16 protein-coding genes and 1 pseudogene are annotated in these 14,034 nt (G+C 62.0%); 8 read left to right on the top strand and 9 right to left on the bottom strand.

The window, feature by feature from the left end:
• Positions 1 to 20 precede the first annotated feature (20 nt).
• Both LN450_RS13935 and LN450_RS13940 read right to left on the bottom strand, forming a co-directional pair.
• A complete protein-coding gene (locus LN450_RS13935; RefSeq protein ID WP_074038482.1) occupies positions 21 to 470 on the bottom strand; it encodes an HNH endonuclease in 450 nt (149 codons plus the stop codon).
• Between the two features lie 181 nt (positions 471 to 651).
• A complete protein-coding gene (locus LN450_RS13940) occupies positions 652 to 978 on the bottom strand; it encodes a hypothetical protein (RefSeq protein WP_011348358.1) in 327 nt (108 codons plus the stop codon).
• 265 nt (positions 979 to 1,243) lie between these two features.
• Here LN450_RS13940 and LN450_RS13945 point away from each other — a divergent pair, with 265 nt between their 5' ends.
• On the top strand, positions 1,244 to 2,839 hold the full coding sequence (locus tag LN450_RS13945) for a MobA/MobL family protein (protein WP_011348357.1): 1,596 nt from the start codon (positions 1,244 to 1,246) through the stop codon (positions 2,837 to 2,839).
• Positions 2,840 to 2,911: 72 nt separating this feature from the next.
• On the opposite strand, the gene LN450_RS13950 is transcribed toward LN450_RS13945, so the two are convergent.
• The 4 genes from LN450_RS13950 to LN450_RS13965 all read right to left on the bottom strand — a co-directional run bounded on the left by LN450_RS13950 (position 2,912) and on the right by LN450_RS13965 (position 4,722).
• Entirely contained in the window at positions 2,912 to 3,280 is a 369-nt protein-coding gene (locus LN450_RS13950) for an HVO_A0114 family putative DNA-binding protein (protein ID WP_039405676.1), read from the bottom strand.
• A gap of 7 nt (positions 3,281 to 3,287) precedes the next feature.
• Positions 3,288 to 3,569, bottom strand: a complete 282-nt coding sequence (locus tag LN450_RS13955) for a toxin-antitoxin system TumE family protein (protein WP_011348355.1) — start codon at positions 3,567 to 3,569, stop codon at positions 3,288 to 3,290.
• 63 nt (positions 3,570 to 3,632) lie between these two features.
• Positions 3,633 to 3,977, bottom strand: coding sequence for a hypothetical protein (locus LN450_RS13960; protein WP_011348354.1), 345 nt, complete (start codon positions 3,975 to 3,977; stop codon positions 3,633 to 3,635).
• 496 nt (positions 3,978 to 4,473) lie between these two features.
• Entirely contained in the window at positions 4,474 to 4,722 is a 249-nt protein-coding gene (locus LN450_RS13965) for a hypothetical protein (RefSeq protein WP_011348353.1), read from the bottom strand.
• 450 nt (positions 4,723 to 5,172) lie between these two features.
• On the opposite strand from LN450_RS13965, the gene LN450_RS13970 reads away from it, so the two are divergent.
• The 3 genes from LN450_RS13970 (at position 5,173) to LN450_RS13980 (ending at position 6,845) form a co-directional block, all read left to right on the top strand.
• Positions 5,173 to 5,859 carry a thermonuclease family protein gene (locus LN450_RS13970; RefSeq protein ID WP_074038730.1) on the top strand — a complete coding sequence of 229 codons (687 nt, stop codon included), beginning with the start codon at positions 5,173 to 5,175 and terminating at the stop codon, positions 5,857 to 5,859.
• A gap of 110 nt (positions 5,860 to 5,969) precedes the next feature.
• Entirely contained in the window at positions 5,970 to 6,362 is a 393-nt protein-coding gene (locus LN450_RS13975) for a hypothetical protein (protein ID WP_008576845.1), read from the top strand.
• A 90-nt stretch (positions 6,363 to 6,452) separates the two neighbouring features.
• Positions 6,453 to 6,845, top strand: coding sequence for an H-NS histone family protein (locus LN450_RS13980; protein ID WP_008576847.1), 393 nt, complete (start codon positions 6,453 to 6,455; stop codon positions 6,843 to 6,845).
• A gap of 624 nt (positions 6,846 to 7,469) precedes the next feature.
• Here LN450_RS13980 and glgX read toward each other — a convergent pair.
• The gene (gene glgX / locus LN450_RS13985) at positions 7,470 to 9,602 is read right to left on the bottom strand and encodes a glycogen debranching protein GlgX (protein ID WP_011348349.1); all 2,133 of its coding nucleotides are present in this window, start codon (positions 9,600 to 9,602) and stop codon (positions 7,470 to 7,472) included.
• A gap of 501 nt (positions 9,603 to 10,103) precedes the next feature.
• Between glgX and rimK the strand changes: the two genes are divergently transcribed.
• From rimK to LN450_RS14005, 4 genes are all read left to right on the top strand, one after another.
• A complete protein-coding gene (gene rimK / locus LN450_RS13990) occupies positions 10,104 to 10,991 on the top strand; it encodes a 30S ribosomal protein S6--L-glutamate ligase (protein WP_011348348.1) in 888 nt (295 codons plus the stop codon).
• Positions 10,992 to 11,199: 208 nt separating this feature from the next.
• Positions 11,200 to 11,643 carry a hypothetical protein gene (locus LN450_RS13995; protein WP_011348347.1) on the top strand — a complete coding sequence of 148 codons (444 nt, stop codon included), beginning with the start codon at positions 11,200 to 11,202 and terminating at the stop codon, positions 11,641 to 11,643.
• 25 nt (positions 11,644 to 11,668) lie between these two features.
• On the top strand, positions 11,669 to 12,346 hold the full coding sequence (locus LN450_RS14000) for a response regulator transcription factor (RefSeq protein ID WP_003490678.1): 678 nt from the start codon (positions 11,669 to 11,671) through the stop codon (positions 12,344 to 12,346).
• Positions 12,339 to 13,673, top strand: coding sequence for a sensor histidine kinase (locus LN450_RS14005; RefSeq protein WP_011348346.1), 1,335 nt, complete (start codon positions 12,339 to 12,341; stop codon positions 13,671 to 13,673). Before LN450_RS14000 ends, LN450_RS14005 begins: the two co-directional genes overlap by 8 nt.
• A gap of 102 nt (positions 13,674 to 13,775) precedes the next feature.
• Here the strand turns inward: LN450_RS14005 and LN450_RS14010 are convergent.
• Together LN450_RS14010 and LN450_RS14015 are read right to left on the bottom strand one after the other, a co-directional pair.
• A pseudogene (locus LN450_RS14010) lies at positions 13,776 to 13,859 on the bottom strand (SymE family type I addiction module toxin); the annotation flags it as partial.
• An 18-nt stretch (positions 13,860 to 13,877) separates the two neighbouring features.
• Positions 13,878 to 14,034: integrase core domain-containing protein (locus LN450_RS14015; protein ID WP_228892818.1), on the bottom strand; the 157-nt coding region annotated here is incomplete at its 5' end.

Raw genomic sequence — 14,034 nt, forward strand, 5'->3', positions numbered from 1 at the left:
GGCAATACAGAGCGATCAACTTACGCGCACCATCGGCTGCGCGGTGATGCCTGCTTTCCTCGTTCGGTTAGTAGAGGCATCGAGATGTCTAGCGGCTGCTTCCGTCCTCTGCTTGCCAGCTTCATTCGATGGGAACCCTTGGCGGTCGCCCCATCCGTTGATGGCCACCATTTGCCTGCTGCAACCATCCGGCGCACCAGGGCTTTGAAGGCTTCGGGAGTTAGAAGCTTCTTGCGCCTGTGCCGGCGCTGGTTGCAGGTCCAACACGCTGCGGCGATGTTTCCTCGCGTGTCTTTGCCGGCGTCCTGCTGCGCCAACAGGTGCTCAGCAGTGCACTGGGAGTAACGTGCACAGCGGGGGGAGAGCTCAAGCTCTGTTGGGTAGGTGAGCCACATTGGCTGTTCGCAGTAGCAGCAACGGCCCTGTTGGGCATGGAAGGCGACGGTGCGAAGAAATTGAAGGCGGGTCATGGAAGGCTCCTGGAATCAAGGTTCGATTCCCGTGCCTCCTAGTGGAGAACCTCGGGCACCCGGAGCCTAGAGGCTACGCGGGCACAACACCTGGGGATGCCCCCACTGGCAGACACGTTGTAACCGACCATCGGTGCGGCTGCAACTCTTTGGCGCGCGATGGCAGGACGGGCGAGCAGGCTCAATGCGTGCTGTGACCTTCTTCGGCGTTCGAGATTTCCATTCGCAACGCGCCGAGTGAGCTCGCTTGGTTACGGATTGCCGCGTCGGTCCGATTTCCCACGTGCGCCAAAAGCGCGCCCACCAATTCGGCATCCTCCAGCGATTCTGCTCCTGCAAGGAAAACGAGTTCTGCTACCCGTGTGCGTCGCTTGGCTTCTTCGCGACGCTGCGTTTCCTTGGCCTTCACGGCTTGGCGCTGTTGCGCTAAAAGCTCGCGCGCTTGATGCTGAGCCAAGCGCTCGGTGGCCCGCTGAATTTGATCTCGGTAGTGATTCGTTGCGGTCATGCGTTTCTCCTATCGCTTGGAAATGAGTCAAGCAGGAAAACGGCTCGCGTCAAGCGTTGAGGTGGTCTCGAATTTCGGCCGCTTCGAAAATCGAAAAGCCTGAAAAACAAGGCTTAAAAGAAAGAAGCAAGAGCGCACCTAGGCATCACAAGTGATGCGTGCGCAAAGGGCTTCGCCCCTTGAACCCCAAGCGCCCAAGGCGCTTGCGAAAATCCAAAGCCGAGGCATAAACCAAGCAACCCCACTGCTTCGGAGTCGCTTCCTCATGGCCATCTACCACGCCAACGTCAAGACGTTTAGTCGCGCCAAAGGGCATTCGTCCATCGCAGCGGCCGCCTACCGCGCTGGGCTGCTGCTTGAGGACGCGCTCACCGGCCTGCGCCACGACTACCGCCGGCGAGACGGCGTGGTCGAAACGCGCTGCATCGCCCCCGAAGGTGCCCCCGACTGGGCTCTGGTCCCCGCTGAGCTCTGGCCTGCTGCAGAAGCTGCCGAGCGCCGCAAAGATGCGACCGTCGCGCGCGAGTTCGAGTTTGCGTTGCCCCACGAGCTGGACGACGGGCAGCGGTCGGCCTTGGCGGTCGAGGTGACCAGGGCGCTGGTCACCCGTTACGGGTTTGCCGCCCAAGCCAGCATCCACAGCCCTGGCTCCAAGGATGGCCTTAACTGGCACGTCCACGTCTTGGCAACAACGCGTCGCATCGGGCCCGATGGCCTCACAGACAAAACCAGGGAACTCGACGGCGGGCCGTCGGGCAGGGCGGAGGTGGAGTGGGTCCGCGAGCTGGTCGCTTCCACCATCAACGCCCACCTTGAGAGGGCGGCGCTCGAAATTCGCGTGGACCATCGCAGCCTGGCCGCCCAGGCCGACGATGCCTTGGCGCGCGGCGACCTGGCCGCCGCTGCCGTGCTGTCCCGCGAGCCCACCCAGCACGTCGGCAAGAACGGCACGGCGTTGGCCCGGCGGGGCCAGCCTTCGGAGCGGTTCAAGGCCAACCAGTTCATCGAAGAGACCAACGAGGAGACCTTTCGAAAACTCATCGCCGTTTTCGAGCAGGAAGGGCGTGCCATGCCGGTGCCCGACGGTCACAACCTGGCCCAGGCCAAGCGCGAGGCTCGCCAACCTTCTGATGTGCTGTCCCTGCCGCTCAGGCGCGGGGCGGGGCACATCGAGGTGTCCCGTAGCATGGCGACCATTGCTCGCGGGCTGGGACTGATGGAGGCCGAGGAGGCCACGCCGTCGCGCGCGCCACGTTCGGTCGCCGAGCTTGCGGAGGAGGCCAGCGACGAGTGGGGAGTGGCCGTTCAAGCGGATCCCCGCTTGGCTCAGACGCTCCAAGCAACCCTGGCCTTGATGCAGTGGGTCAGGGAGCGAGTGACTGCCTTCGCCGAAGCGGCGCAGCTCCGGCCAGACCTCAACGAATTGCTGCGCCGGTTGCGGCGCTTCAAGGCAGCCACCATGAAGTTTGCCCGGCGGCTACTGGCGGTGCGCCGAGCGGAGAAGCTGCACCACATGGCCGAGAACGCGTGGCACGACTTCCTGGCGAACAACCCCGAGCCTGGGACGTCATGGACCCAGGGGGACTGGAAGCAGCGGCGCGGGCCTCGGTTGAGCACCCTCGAAGCCCGAGGCGCAGAGTTGGCCGATGCTAGGGCCAGGGTGGCCCCGGAGGAACAAGCGCTCTGCGAGAAAGAGGCATCGGCCAGCGCGGCGCATTTGGAGGCCTGGAGCCGGGAGATGCTCCAGCGCTATCCCCTCCAGGTCGACATGGGGAATCAACCGGACGGGCCCCGTCCAAGCCCTGCCGTCTCCGTCCCTCCGGTGCCTGTCTACGTTCCCAAACCGCCGCGCCTCCACTGAAACCAAAGAGCCCCGCACTGCGGGGCTCTTTTGGGGATGGTTCTGAATGGTCAGGCGATGGCACCACTTAAACTATGCTGCCTGAGCTTCTGCTTCCGCTCGCACTTCGAACTCAACGTGCACGCCGTCGTAGGGTAAGTGAAGAGCACCGGCCTCGGTCTTGTTAATCAGGCCGCAGTCCACTAGGGCAGTCGCGTCGGTGTGGACGCCTTTCACGTCGCGGTCTACTCGTCGAGCCAGTTCTCGCAAGCCTAGCGGGCCGGTGCCGGCAAGAGCTTCGAGCAGACTCCAGCGGTTGGCATTCAACGTTCGCAGAAGGTCTTCGCCGCTTGTGAAAGTGAAGCGCGGCACGGCGTCGCCTTTTCCGCGCGCTGCAGCTTTCATCTGCGCTTTCACTTCCTCTATGGTGGCAACTCCAATGGTCAGAATGTTCTTTTCCATATTGTCCTCACAGTAGGGCCACATCGGCCCAAAAATCATCGGTCAATTGGTCCAGGGTGGTGAAGTTGTAAGGCATTTCCACCGCGCCTATGTGCTTGTGATCGCCTTTGCCCGCCTCGTTGTCGTAACGCAGCACGCATGTCCCGGCGACCACGTAAGCCAAACCGTATTTGTAGTTATGGGCACTGCCACGCACGGGCTGTGGCACAAGCACAATACGTATCTCAGCAAACGCATCGTCACCGAGCTTGATGCGGCGCTGTGTCAACACCTCGCTCTTATTGCTCATGTTGTAATCCTGACAACAACCAATGGTGTTGTCAAGATTACATCACCCACGCCCGTGTAGGGTTCAGTGAAGCGTTGGGCGCTTCTTGCTGCGGACTGGATCTAGCTGCGCGTCTTTCTTCTTCTTCCGGCCCGCGCGCCATTCCTCCACCGATGGGAACTCGCGCAAGATGATCGCCTCGCGGGTGCGCACCGGTTGGGAGGGCTGGGGAGGGGCGTGGTCCAACGATTGAGCGGCGCCGCCTCCGCCGGGCGGCTTCTTCTGGCTGTAAACGATCAGCTCGCCAGCAGAGGCCCAGGCATTGCAGACATTGCGTTGGCGCACCAGCGGTTCGTCCGAGAGGGTCTGGCTCATCAATCCGGCGAGCAGTTGCCCAGCGATTTCGAGTTGCTGTGGGTTGGTGGTCATGAAAACTCCTGCGTGTGGGGGAGGACTCATCCAATCAACAATTCGGGAGTGCGCAAGAGCTCGCTTCAAGCCCTATTTCACAAATTTGAATACGTGCAAAGGTTTGATTTCAAGTATGCCTAAAGCTGATATTTGTGCTGCTGCTCACTCGCGAACCATTGGGAGAGCGTTGGTCCAGTGCTTGCCGTGGACGCACGAATGAGCGCACGCGGTGGGTAGCCGGACAGTGCCTTCCGGTCCGCCAACGACGTGAGCTTGGCAAGCCGTGAGCCTTGAACCGCTGGCGTCCGCTTGGCTATGATCGGGTATCACGCGGGGTATCACCAAAGGTATCATTTTTGGATCACCCCACTCCGGGATAAGCTAGGAAAATCAATTGGTTGGCGTGGGAAGATTCTGTTCCCATCGCCCGCTCCACGTGCCGTAAGACTTTCAGCGATTTGGGCTGCTCGGCAATTTCCGGCGCGCTCCGCAATTCTTGTTCTCCTAGCGCCGCTTAGCCCGGCTGAGCATCAAGCCACGCCTGCAGTCGATCTGCAGATTCCATTGGGCGAACTATCAAAGACCAGACGGCAACCTCGTCTGTTTCATTCTCATATGTGGTTGTCGCCCTTGTGCCCGGCGACCAGTCCGCCGTGATTCCAAGCTGTTCGATTCCTGCCAGCACGATGCCGCGTTGAGTATATAGAACCGGCACCGCGCCACCGATCAACAGCATGCGCTCGTCAAAAAGATCACATTTCATAAGGCTCTCCGTTGTGAGAGCAGATGGTCGCAAAGAAAAAAATCTCAGGGGTGACTTGCGGTTTATGCTCGGATTACATTGAAATTTGACCGGTACTCTGGGTTCAGTTTGTCGCGTCGAATTTGAATGACCGCTCCGTGATGGCGCGTGGCGCCGAGCTGCATCGGATCAGATTTCGTCAGGCTGTTATTTATTTGCGTGGTCGCTGTCTTGCGTGCCAACGCACCGCTTGCCTCTTTTCTGCGCATGGAAGACATCTGAAGCCTGCACAAAGAACGAGCAAAAAGGATGGGCATCGCGGATGGATTGGCATACAGTGCCCGCCCCTGCGCTGGCATTGGTTGCCGGCGCAGATGTCAGGTTCGATGGAATGCTTGACCAGGCCGACCGGCTGCAGTGGCACTAAGGCAAGACACGCGGAGCGCAGTCTGCCGATTGGAAAGGAAGTGGCTGTTGAAGTTGTTGAAATGCTGGGTGTTGTCGGTACTGGTGCTTATTGCTTTACCTGTAAGTGCTGCAGAGCTGGTTGGTCGTGCGACGGTGACCGATGGTGACACCATCACCGTTGCCCATCAGCGCATCCGCCTGTGGGGCATCGATGCGCCGGAGAGCGCGCAACAGTGCAATGCACACGATGGCAGCGCTTGGCCGTGCGGCCGCCGCGCTGCAGCGGCATTGGATGGCTATCTGCTGGACAAGACCGTGCATTGCCAGCCGAAAGATACCGATCGTTATGGCCGCACGGTCGCCGAATGCTTCGTGCAGGGGCAGTCCGTCAATGCCTGGATGGTGCGCTCTGGCTGGGCGGTCGCCTATCGTCAATACGCTACCGCGTTCGAGGTAGACGAGCGCCTCGCGCAGCAGCAGCGCCGCAATCTCTGGCAGGGCGCGTTTCAGATGCCGGCAGATTACCGCCGCGACAAGAAGGCGCGGACAGCAACCACGCGCCAGGTTGCAGCATCGGCGCCAAGCAATTGCAGGATCAAGGGCAATATCTCCAGTGACGGCAAGAAGATCTTTCATATGCCGGGCCAGCGCGATTATGCAAAGACGCGCATCTCGCCGGCGAAGGGCGAGCGCTTCTTCTGTTCGGTGAATGAAGCGGCTGCTGCGGGGTGGAGACCGGCGCGGCGGTGATGGTGTTGCGGCGTACCGAGGCCCGCCGGCCTCCCGGCTTCTGAATTTTCTTGCGCAGAGTCGGGGAGATCCCGATTGAGCCGGCTCTAGCGCCGCCGCATAGTGCAGGCATGACCACCCATTCCCAACTCGTCGGCGCGCTGATCAAGGGGATGCGCCGTGCCGAGTCTGCGTGGGTGGCGTCGATCGCCTACGGCGCTGGGCTGGCAAGGCACGTGCGCACCGGCCATGTCACGCCGGACAATGCGGGCAAGGTCCTGGACATGTTCGCGCTCGATCCCGAACAGATCCGCGAGCTCGGGCTGATTGGGGTGGAGGAGCTGGGCGAGGCGGTCTACCACGCCTGGTCGATCAATGCCGGCGAATTGGATCGGGTGGTGCAGTGGTTTCGCACGCCGCGGGTGGAATTCGTCGGCAAGCACTGCAGCGAACTGATCCGCGCCGGGCGAATCGGCCCGGTCCTGACCATGGCCCGCGAGCACGCCCTGCTGCGCCATCGCTGAGCGCCAGCAGACCCGCACGGGCCCGGGCGCTTTACGCTGGGCGGCCCAGCGGCAATACTCGTTGACCCGCCCATACCTCATGTTTTGCCAATGCGCCAGGATTCGCCCGCTTCACCCACCGCCGCCGCCCGGGCTCAACTGCTGGAAGAGCTGCGCAAGCTTGAGCAGGAAGAAGCGCAGCTGAAATACGCCCAGACGCTGGAAGCCTTCGACCAGGTGATCGAGGTGCTTACCCAGTTCGGCAACCGTTTCAATGCCAAGCAAAAATCCCAGATCGCCTCGCTGGCGATGACCGGCAAGACCAAGGGGCCGCTGTCTTCCACCGGCGAAGTGGTCGCCAAGTACTGGATTCCGCATTCCGGCGAAACCTGGTCCGGCCGTGGTCGTACGCCGCGCGCCTTCAAGGCCTGGGAAGGCACCAGCTCTTATAAAGAGTGGAAAGCCAATCATCCGGACAAGCGCTTCCCGCTGTATCCGGGTTGAGTCACCCCACAAGGGATGTCGAAGGCCCGCAATGGGCAAGGCGTTGCTTTGGGCCTTCGATCTTTTGGTGAATGTCTGGCGCACAGCGCCCTGCTTTGCGCGTGTTATTCCAAGACACTTGGCTGATTTCGGTGGTCTGCGGAGCCATGCCGGACTTTTGATGATCTGGCAGCGATAGATGTTGTGGTGTTTGCACGCTTCAAGTCCGGTTGGCCGCAGATTTTTTGGTGGCATCTGCTGGCTTTTGGCCGTGCAATGAACGCTCGAGTGCCGCAAGCCGCGTGTCTTCAAACCACACATTCAATTCCCGATTTCAAGCAAAACCCACGCGCTCAATCATTGCGAGAAAGCGTTCGCCGTGTTTCCCGCGCAAATCCCGGCGATGGATGCTGACCTACTGATTCCTGATCCAGGGAGCAAGCAATGAGGACGTGGCCCAACGTGAGAGATCGCACAGACTCGCTGGGGTGTTGCCATCGGCACCATTACCCTGGCCACGCGCAACCCGCGTAGCCCACGCAAGACCCCTCCGTCATTCCATCGTCGGAAACAAAAACGCTTGCTGCCTCTTCGATGCCGGTAGGAAGCAAGCATCGCTCCTGAGTGCGCGTTGCTGGGACGGCTTTACTGGTCGCTCTTGCACTCGAAGACCGACACGCTGCGCGGCGGGGCCAGGAATTCGCTGGCACCGGCCGGCATCATGTCCACTTCCAGCGCTTCGTCGGTGGAGAGCACCAGCTTCCAGTGCACCGGCTCATCGGAGGAGGGCAAGGTGAAGGTCACGCCCTCGTGATAAGCATTGATGACGATGAGCAAGGTGTCGTCATTGGCCAGTTCCTTGACCCCCGAGGTCTGCGCCTTGCCTTCCAGCAGCAGGCCCACCGAACGTGCGGCGGGGTCGGTCCAATGCGCATCGTCCATTTCGATGCCGCCCGGATTGAGCCAGGTGAGATCGCGCAGACCGGCTTCTTCGTTGTATTGGCCGTTGAGAAAGCGGCCCCGCGACAGGATCGGGTATCGCTTGCGCAGACGGGTCAGTGATTTCACGAACTCGGTCAGGCGGCCGTCGGTGGGATCGTTTTCCCAATCCAGCCAGGTGATCTCGTTGTCCTGGCAATAGGTATTGTTGTTGCCTCCCTGGGTCTGCGCGCGCTCGTCGCCGCTGAGCATCATCGGCGTGCCTTGCGATAGCAGCAGCGTGGCAAGCAGGTTCTTCATCTGCCGCTCGCGGATCTGCAACACCTCGGCGTTATCGGTGTCGCCTTCTTCGCCGTAGTTGCATGAGCCATCGTTGGACGAACCGTCGCGATTGTCCTCGCCGTTATCGATGTTGTGCTTTTCGTTGTAGCTGACCAGATCGCGCAGGGTGAAGCCATCGTGTGCGGTGATGAAGTTCACCGATGCCCACGGGCGCCGGCCGCGGCGATCGAACAGATCGGCCGAACCGGTGAAGCGGGTCGCAAATTCCGCCAGCTTGCCGTCTTCGCCTTTCCAGAACTCGCGCGCATTGTCGCGGAACTTGTCGTTCCACTCCGACCAACCCGGCGGGAAGTGACCCACCTGATAACCACCCGGGCCGCAGTCCCACGGCTCGGCGATCAGCTTGACCTCCGACAGCAGCGGGTCCTGGTTGCAGGCATCCAGGAAGCCGCCACGTTGATCGAAGCCGCTCGGCTCGCGGCCAAGAATGGTGGCCAGATCGAAGCGGAAGCCATCCACATGCATCTCGCCGGCCCAGTAGCGCAGCGAATCGTTGACGAACTGGATCACCCGCGAATTGCTCAGATTCAGCGTATTTCCGGTGCCGGTATCGTTGATGTAGTAGCGCTTGTCGTCGGCCAGGCGGTAATAGCTGGCGTTGTCGATGCCCTTGAAGGACAAGGTCGGCCCCAGCTCGCTGCCTTCGGCGGTGTGGTTGTAGACCACGTCCAGAATCACTTCCAGACCCTGCTTGTGCATGGCCTTGACCATGTCGCGGAATTCATCGCGATGTCCGCTGGACAGGTAACGCGACTTCAGCGCAAAAAAGCCGATGGTGTTGTAGCCCCAGTAATTACGTAGCCCCTTGTCGAGCAGATGCTGGTCGTCCAGGTAGGCGAGTACCGGCAACAGCTCCACCGCGGTGATGCCCAGGTCCTTGATGTACTGGAGTACCTGCGGCTGGGCCAGGCCGGCGAAGGTGCCGCGCACCGCCTCGGGTACCTGCGGATTGCGCATCGTGTAGCCGCGCACATGGGTTTCGTAGATGACCGTCTCATTCCACGGCTTGAGCAGGCGCGTGTCGTCTCCCCAGTCGTAGGTGTCTTCTACCACCACGCACTTGGGCATGAAGGGTGCGCTATCGCGCTCGTCGAAGCTCAGGTCGCCATCGGGATGACCCACCGTGTAGCCGTAGAGCTCGTCGGACCAGATCAGGTCGCCATCCAGCTCGCGCGCATACGGGTCCAGCAACAGCTTGTTGTGATTGAAGCGATGACCTTCGGTCGGCGCATAGGGACCATGTACGCGATAGCCATAGCGCTGGCCCGGCTTGGCATCGGGAAGATACCCGTGCCAGATTTCGTTGGTGTACTCCGGCAGGTCGACGCGGGTTTCGTTGCCCTGTTCGTCGAACAGGCACAGCTCGACACGCGTGGCATGCGCGGAAAACAGCGCGAAGTTGGTGCCCTTGCCGTCGAAGACGGCACCGCGTGGGAACGGGCGCCCCTGACGGATGCGGGAGGGATTGGCATAGGCCGCGCTTGCTGGACGTCGCATGGAGAGTCTCGGATGCGCCGGCACGCCGGCATTGAGGGGCCTCAAGCATTGCGTCTACAGCTGTGCAAAACGCGTTACGGCAACAGGGGTGTGGCGTGAGGGCGGCCGTCGGAATCGTTGACGTGGCGTGCCCTCGCAACGTCCCGTCGGCGCGCACGCGTGCCACAGTGCGGCCATGCGCAAGCAATCGGGCAAGGCCACCGACGGGTTGCGATCTGGATAAGGCACGCGCGAAGAGCGTTGCGCAATCACTCCTCTGCGTTGCTTGAGCGACGCGCCAACGCCCTGCTAGCATCGATCCGGTTGAGGCCGTGCAGCCACAGCGTTGTTGGACTGGTCGCGGTACTTCGCTCTTTCATTCTCGGGGCCGTCGCAGTCGGCCTGATCGCAGCGTACATCGCGGGCCTGCCGCGAACGCGCAATCGGCCTGCACTGTACGGACTTGGGTCACTTCGTCATCAGACTCTGCCCATGTCCAAGCCGCGCCGCGTACCCGCCGCGATGAAAATCGCCATCCTTTCCCGCAACAGCAAGCTGTATTCGACCCGGCGGCTGATCGAAGCCGGACGCAAGCGCGGGCACACCGTGCGCATCCTCGACCCGTTGCGCTGCTACATGCGCATCGCCGCCGACGGCTTCAGCCTGCACTACAAGGGCAAGCCGATCACCGGCTTCGATGCGGTGATCCCGCGCATCGGCGCCTCGGTCACCCGCTATGCCACCGCAGTGCTGCGCCAGCTCGAGTTCATGGGCACCTACACGCCCAACCCGTCGGACGCCATCCTGCGCTCGCGCGACAAACTGCGCGCGCACCAATTGTTGGCCGCGCAGGGCATCGACATGCCGGTCACCGTCTTCGGCGACAACCCCGACGACACCCAGGACCTGCTCTCCATGCTCGGCCCGCCGCCGCATGTGGTGAAGTTGAACGAGGGGGCGCAAGGCGCCGGGGTGATCCTGACCGAAAAGGCCAGCGCTTCGCGCGGGGTGGTCGAAGCGCTGCGCGGGCTGTACGCCAACTTCATCGTGCAGGAGTTCATCGGTGAAGCCGAAGGGGCCGACCTGCGCTGCTTCGTGGTCGGCGACAAGGTCGTCGCAGCAATGCGCCGCCAGGCGGCCGAAGGCGATTTCCGGTCCAATCTGCACCTGGGTGGCACTGCAGCCGTGACCGAGGCAACCGAGCAGGAGCAGGAGGTGGCGGTGCGCTCGGCACGCGCCTTGGGCCTGACAGTGGCAGGGGTCGACCTGATCCGGTCAAAACGCGGCCCACTGGTGCTGGAGGTCAACTCCACCCCAGGTCTGGAAGGAGTGGAAGGCGTGTGCGGCGTGGACGTCGCCGCGGCGATTGTCCAGCACCTGGAGCAGTCCGTCCGCCGATCGGCCGGCTAACGGCTTTACCAAAAAATTAACGAAAATCTAATTACGGCCTCGCTAGCCTCTCCCGACCGTAGCTCCGCTCTCGGCAGTGACGGTGATCGGGATGAACTTTTGGCCCAAGTGCGGTGTCGCACTTGGGCCTTTTTATGGACGGCTTGCCGCTGTAGGGGTTCGCGTCTACATTCGCCAATGTTAAATCGGTCGGGCAAGGAGGCGTCGCATGGCAAAACGATGGAGTGTTACGGGACTGCTGCTCGCGGCGGGCCTGATGAGCGGTCATGCATCGGCGGTGGTGCTCGATCTGGACAAGCCGTTCGAGCCTCAGGCGGCGCAGGTCCGCGCCGATCTTGCCGACGGCGAGAAGTACTCCGAGATCAGTCAGGATGAGCGCGCTAAGGTGAACGCTGCGCTGGATCGAATCGAAGCAGCATTCCAGACGCAGCCAGATATCCAGGCACTGCAGCCAGAGCAATTGGCAGCGGTTCGCAACGATCAGGAGCTCGTCACCCGAATTTTGACCAAGGCACGCGAAGATAGCCGGCTGATTTGTCGGCGCGAGCGCGCGACCGGGTCGCAGATGAGTACGAAACAGTGCATGACGGCTGCCCAGCGGCGCCGTCAGACCACGGTGAGTCAAGACGAAATTTCTCGGCGCCAGCGCTAAAAACAGCTTAACGAACGAGGTTCCAGTGCGAATTCTAGTAATTGAAGACAACAGCGATATCGCCGCAAATCTCGGCGATTACCTCGAAGACCGTGGTCATACGGTGGACTTCGCCGCCGACGGGGTGACTGGCCTCCACCTTGCCGTGGTGCACGAGTTCGACGCCATCGTGCTCGACCTCAACCTGCCTGGCATGGATGGCATCGAGGTCTGCCGCAAGCTGCGTAACGAGGCGCGCAAGCAGACCCCGGTGTTGATGCTGACCGCGCGCGACTCGCTGGACAACAAGCTGGCCGGCTTCGACTCCGGCGCCGACGACTATCTGATCAAGCCGTTCGCGCTGCAGGAAGTGGAGGTACGCCTCAACGCGCTGTCGCGTCGCGGCAAGGGTGTGCACACCCGCGTGCTGGAAACCGGCGATCTGGAATACAACCTGGATACGCTGGAAGTGCGTCGCCGCGGCAAGCTGCTGCAACTCAACCCGACTGCGCTGAAGATCCTGCAGGCGCTGATGGAAGCCTCGCCGGCGGTGGTCACGCGCCAGGAACTGGAAACCCGCGTGTGGGGCGAAGAACTGCCCGATTCGGATTCGTTGCGCGTGCATATCCACGGCCTGCGCGCCGTGGTCGACAAGCCGTTCGATGTGCCGATGATCCAGACCCGCCACGGCATCGGCTACCGCATCGCCTCGCCCGATGCCTGAAAGTACGAGCGAGACGCGGCCGGCGCGCAGGCGCGGCCGCTATCGGCGGCGCCTGCGCAGCCGCATCATTCTGTCGTTCGTGTTGTTGGGCTTCTGCCTGACAACGCTGTTCGCCTTCGCCACCAACTGGGCGCGCTCGCGCGTGGAAAACCAGTTGGTGGAAGACGTGATGAACCGCAACATCGACGCCTTCGCGCAACGCTTTTACTCCGATCCGATGCGCAATCCCGATCTGCCCCTGCAGCAGATGCGCGGGCGCGTGGTCAAAAGCGACAAGTTCGAAGCGCTGCGCCGCGAACAACCGGAATGGTACCAGCTGCCCGACGGCATCCACACCATCACCGGCGTCGACGAAAGCGGCAATACCTATTCGTACAAGCTGGCGGTGCGCAAAACGCCGAGCGAATGGTTCTTCCTGGCCTACGACATGACCCAGGCGTTGAAGGGCGAAATCCAGCTCAAGCGCACCCTGATCTTGTCGGTATTGGTGTTCAGCGGGTTTTCGCTGCTGATCGGCTGGTGGTCTGCGTCCAAGGTGATGCGCCCGGTCTCCGATCTGGCTGCGCGCCTGCGGGCCTATCGTGGCGGCACCAGCCAACCCAAACCGCTGGCGGCGCATTTTCCGGACGACGAAGTCGGCCAGCTGGCCGAAGCGCTGGACGACTACTCGGCGCGTCTGACCGAAGTGGTGCAGCGCGACCGCGAATTCAACGCCGACGTCAGTCACGAACTGCGCACGCCGCTGGCGGTGATCCGCGGCGCTACCGAGCTGCTGCTGACCAAACCGAACCTGGACGAAAAGGTGTTGCAGCGGCTGCAACGCATCCAGCGCGCCGAGCAGCAATGCAGCGATTTGATCGGCTCGTTGCTGTTGCTCTCGCGCAACGAGCGCGGGCAGGGCAGCAGCAATGTCGCCAAGGTGGCCGAACAACTGATCGACTCGCACCGCGCGCAGCTCGGTGGAAAACCTCTGGAGCTCGTGCTGGAAGGCGTGCGTGACCTGGTCATCGATGCCCCGGAATCGGCCCTGTCGGTCGCGCTCGGCAACCTGATCGGCAACGCCGTCAAATACACCCAGGATGGCCAGGTGCGCGTGCGCGTGCTGGGCGATGCAGTGGAAGTGATCGATTCGGGCCCCGGCCTGAGCGAAGAAGACGCCGCCAAACTGTTCCAGCGCGGCTACCGCGGGACCCACGCCGGCCACTCGCAAGGCGGCGGCATCGGCTTGTCGATCGTCAGTCGTCTTTGTGATCTGTACGGCTGGCGGGTCAGCGTGCGCCCAGGCCAGCAGCGCGGCGTCATCGCAACATTGGCCTTCCATCGCTGACCACCACACGCACTCCCGTAGGAGCGCACCCGGGCGCGACGGCCTTACCCATTGCGCCCCCAGGGCAGCGCCCCCAGACAACAACCACACCCAAAACCCAGCTCAGCGCTCCACCACCGTCACCACCAACTTGCCCGCACGTGCAGTGATCTGCAGCTTGCACCCAACCGCAAACCCCAACTGCTCCTGTCGACTCCCCGCAATTCAATGCCAGCTAAAACTAGAGGTCTGCGGTTGATGTTGATCACGGAACTCAGCGGGCGTTAGTCCGCCCAGGCTGTCGTGCGGGATCTGTTGGTTGTAGTCGGCAAGCCAGTGTTCGGTCTGTTCGCGGACCTCGCTCAGCGTGCGGAAGAGATGC

The sequence above is a fragment of the Xanthomonas euvesicatoria pv. euvesicatoria genome, assembly GCF_020880415.1.
In the GTDB taxonomy this organism is placed as follows: Bacteria; Pseudomonadota; Gammaproteobacteria; order Xanthomonadales; family Xanthomonadaceae; genus Xanthomonas; species Xanthomonas euvesicatoria.

Coding starts and splice junctions, on each gene's coding strand:
- LN450_RS13975 (WP_008576845.1), top strand. CDS start 5,970: ATGACCACCCATTCCCAACTCGTCGGCGCGCTGATCAAGGGGATGCGC.
- LN450_RS13965 (WP_011348353.1), bottom strand. CDS start 4,722: ATGAAATGTGATCTTTTTGACGAGCGCATGCTGTTGATCGGTGGCGCG.
- LN450_RS13945 (WP_011348357.1), top strand. CDS start 1,244: ATGGCCATCTACCACGCCAACGTCAAGACGTTTAGTCGCGCCAAAGGG.
- LN450_RS14005 (WP_011348346.1), top strand. CDS start 12,339: ATGCCTGAAAGTACGAGCGAGACGCGGCCGGCGCGCAGGCGCGGCCGC.
- LN450_RS13980 (WP_008576847.1), top strand. CDS start 6,453: ATGCGCCAGGATTCGCCCGCTTCACCCACCGCCGCCGCCCGGGCTCAA.
- LN450_RS13955 (WP_011348355.1), bottom strand. CDS start 3,569: ATGAGCAATAAGAGCGAGGTGTTGACACAGCGCCGCATCAAGCTCGGT.
- LN450_RS13935 (WP_074038482.1), bottom strand. CDS start 470: ATGACCCGCCTTCAATTTCTTCGCACCGTCGCCTTCCATGCCCAACAG.
- rimK (WP_011348348.1), top strand. CDS start 10,104: ATGAAAATCGCCATCCTTTCCCGCAACAGCAAGCTGTATTCGACCCGG.
- glgX (WP_011348349.1), bottom strand. CDS start 9,602: ATGCGACGTCCAGCAAGCGCGGCCTATGCCAATCCCTCCCGCATCCGT.
- LN450_RS13950 (WP_039405676.1), bottom strand. CDS start 3,280: ATGGAAAAGAACATTCTGACCATTGGAGTTGCCACCATAGAGGAAGTG.
- LN450_RS13995 (WP_011348347.1), top strand. CDS start 11,200: ATGGCAAAACGATGGAGTGTTACGGGACTGCTGCTCGCGGCGGGCCTG.
- LN450_RS13940 (WP_011348358.1), bottom strand. CDS start 978: ATGACCGCAACGAATCACTACCGAGATCAAATTCAGCGGGCCACCGAG.
- LN450_RS13960 (WP_011348354.1), bottom strand. CDS start 3,977: ATGACCACCAACCCACAGCAACTCGAAATCGCTGGGCAACTGCTCGCC.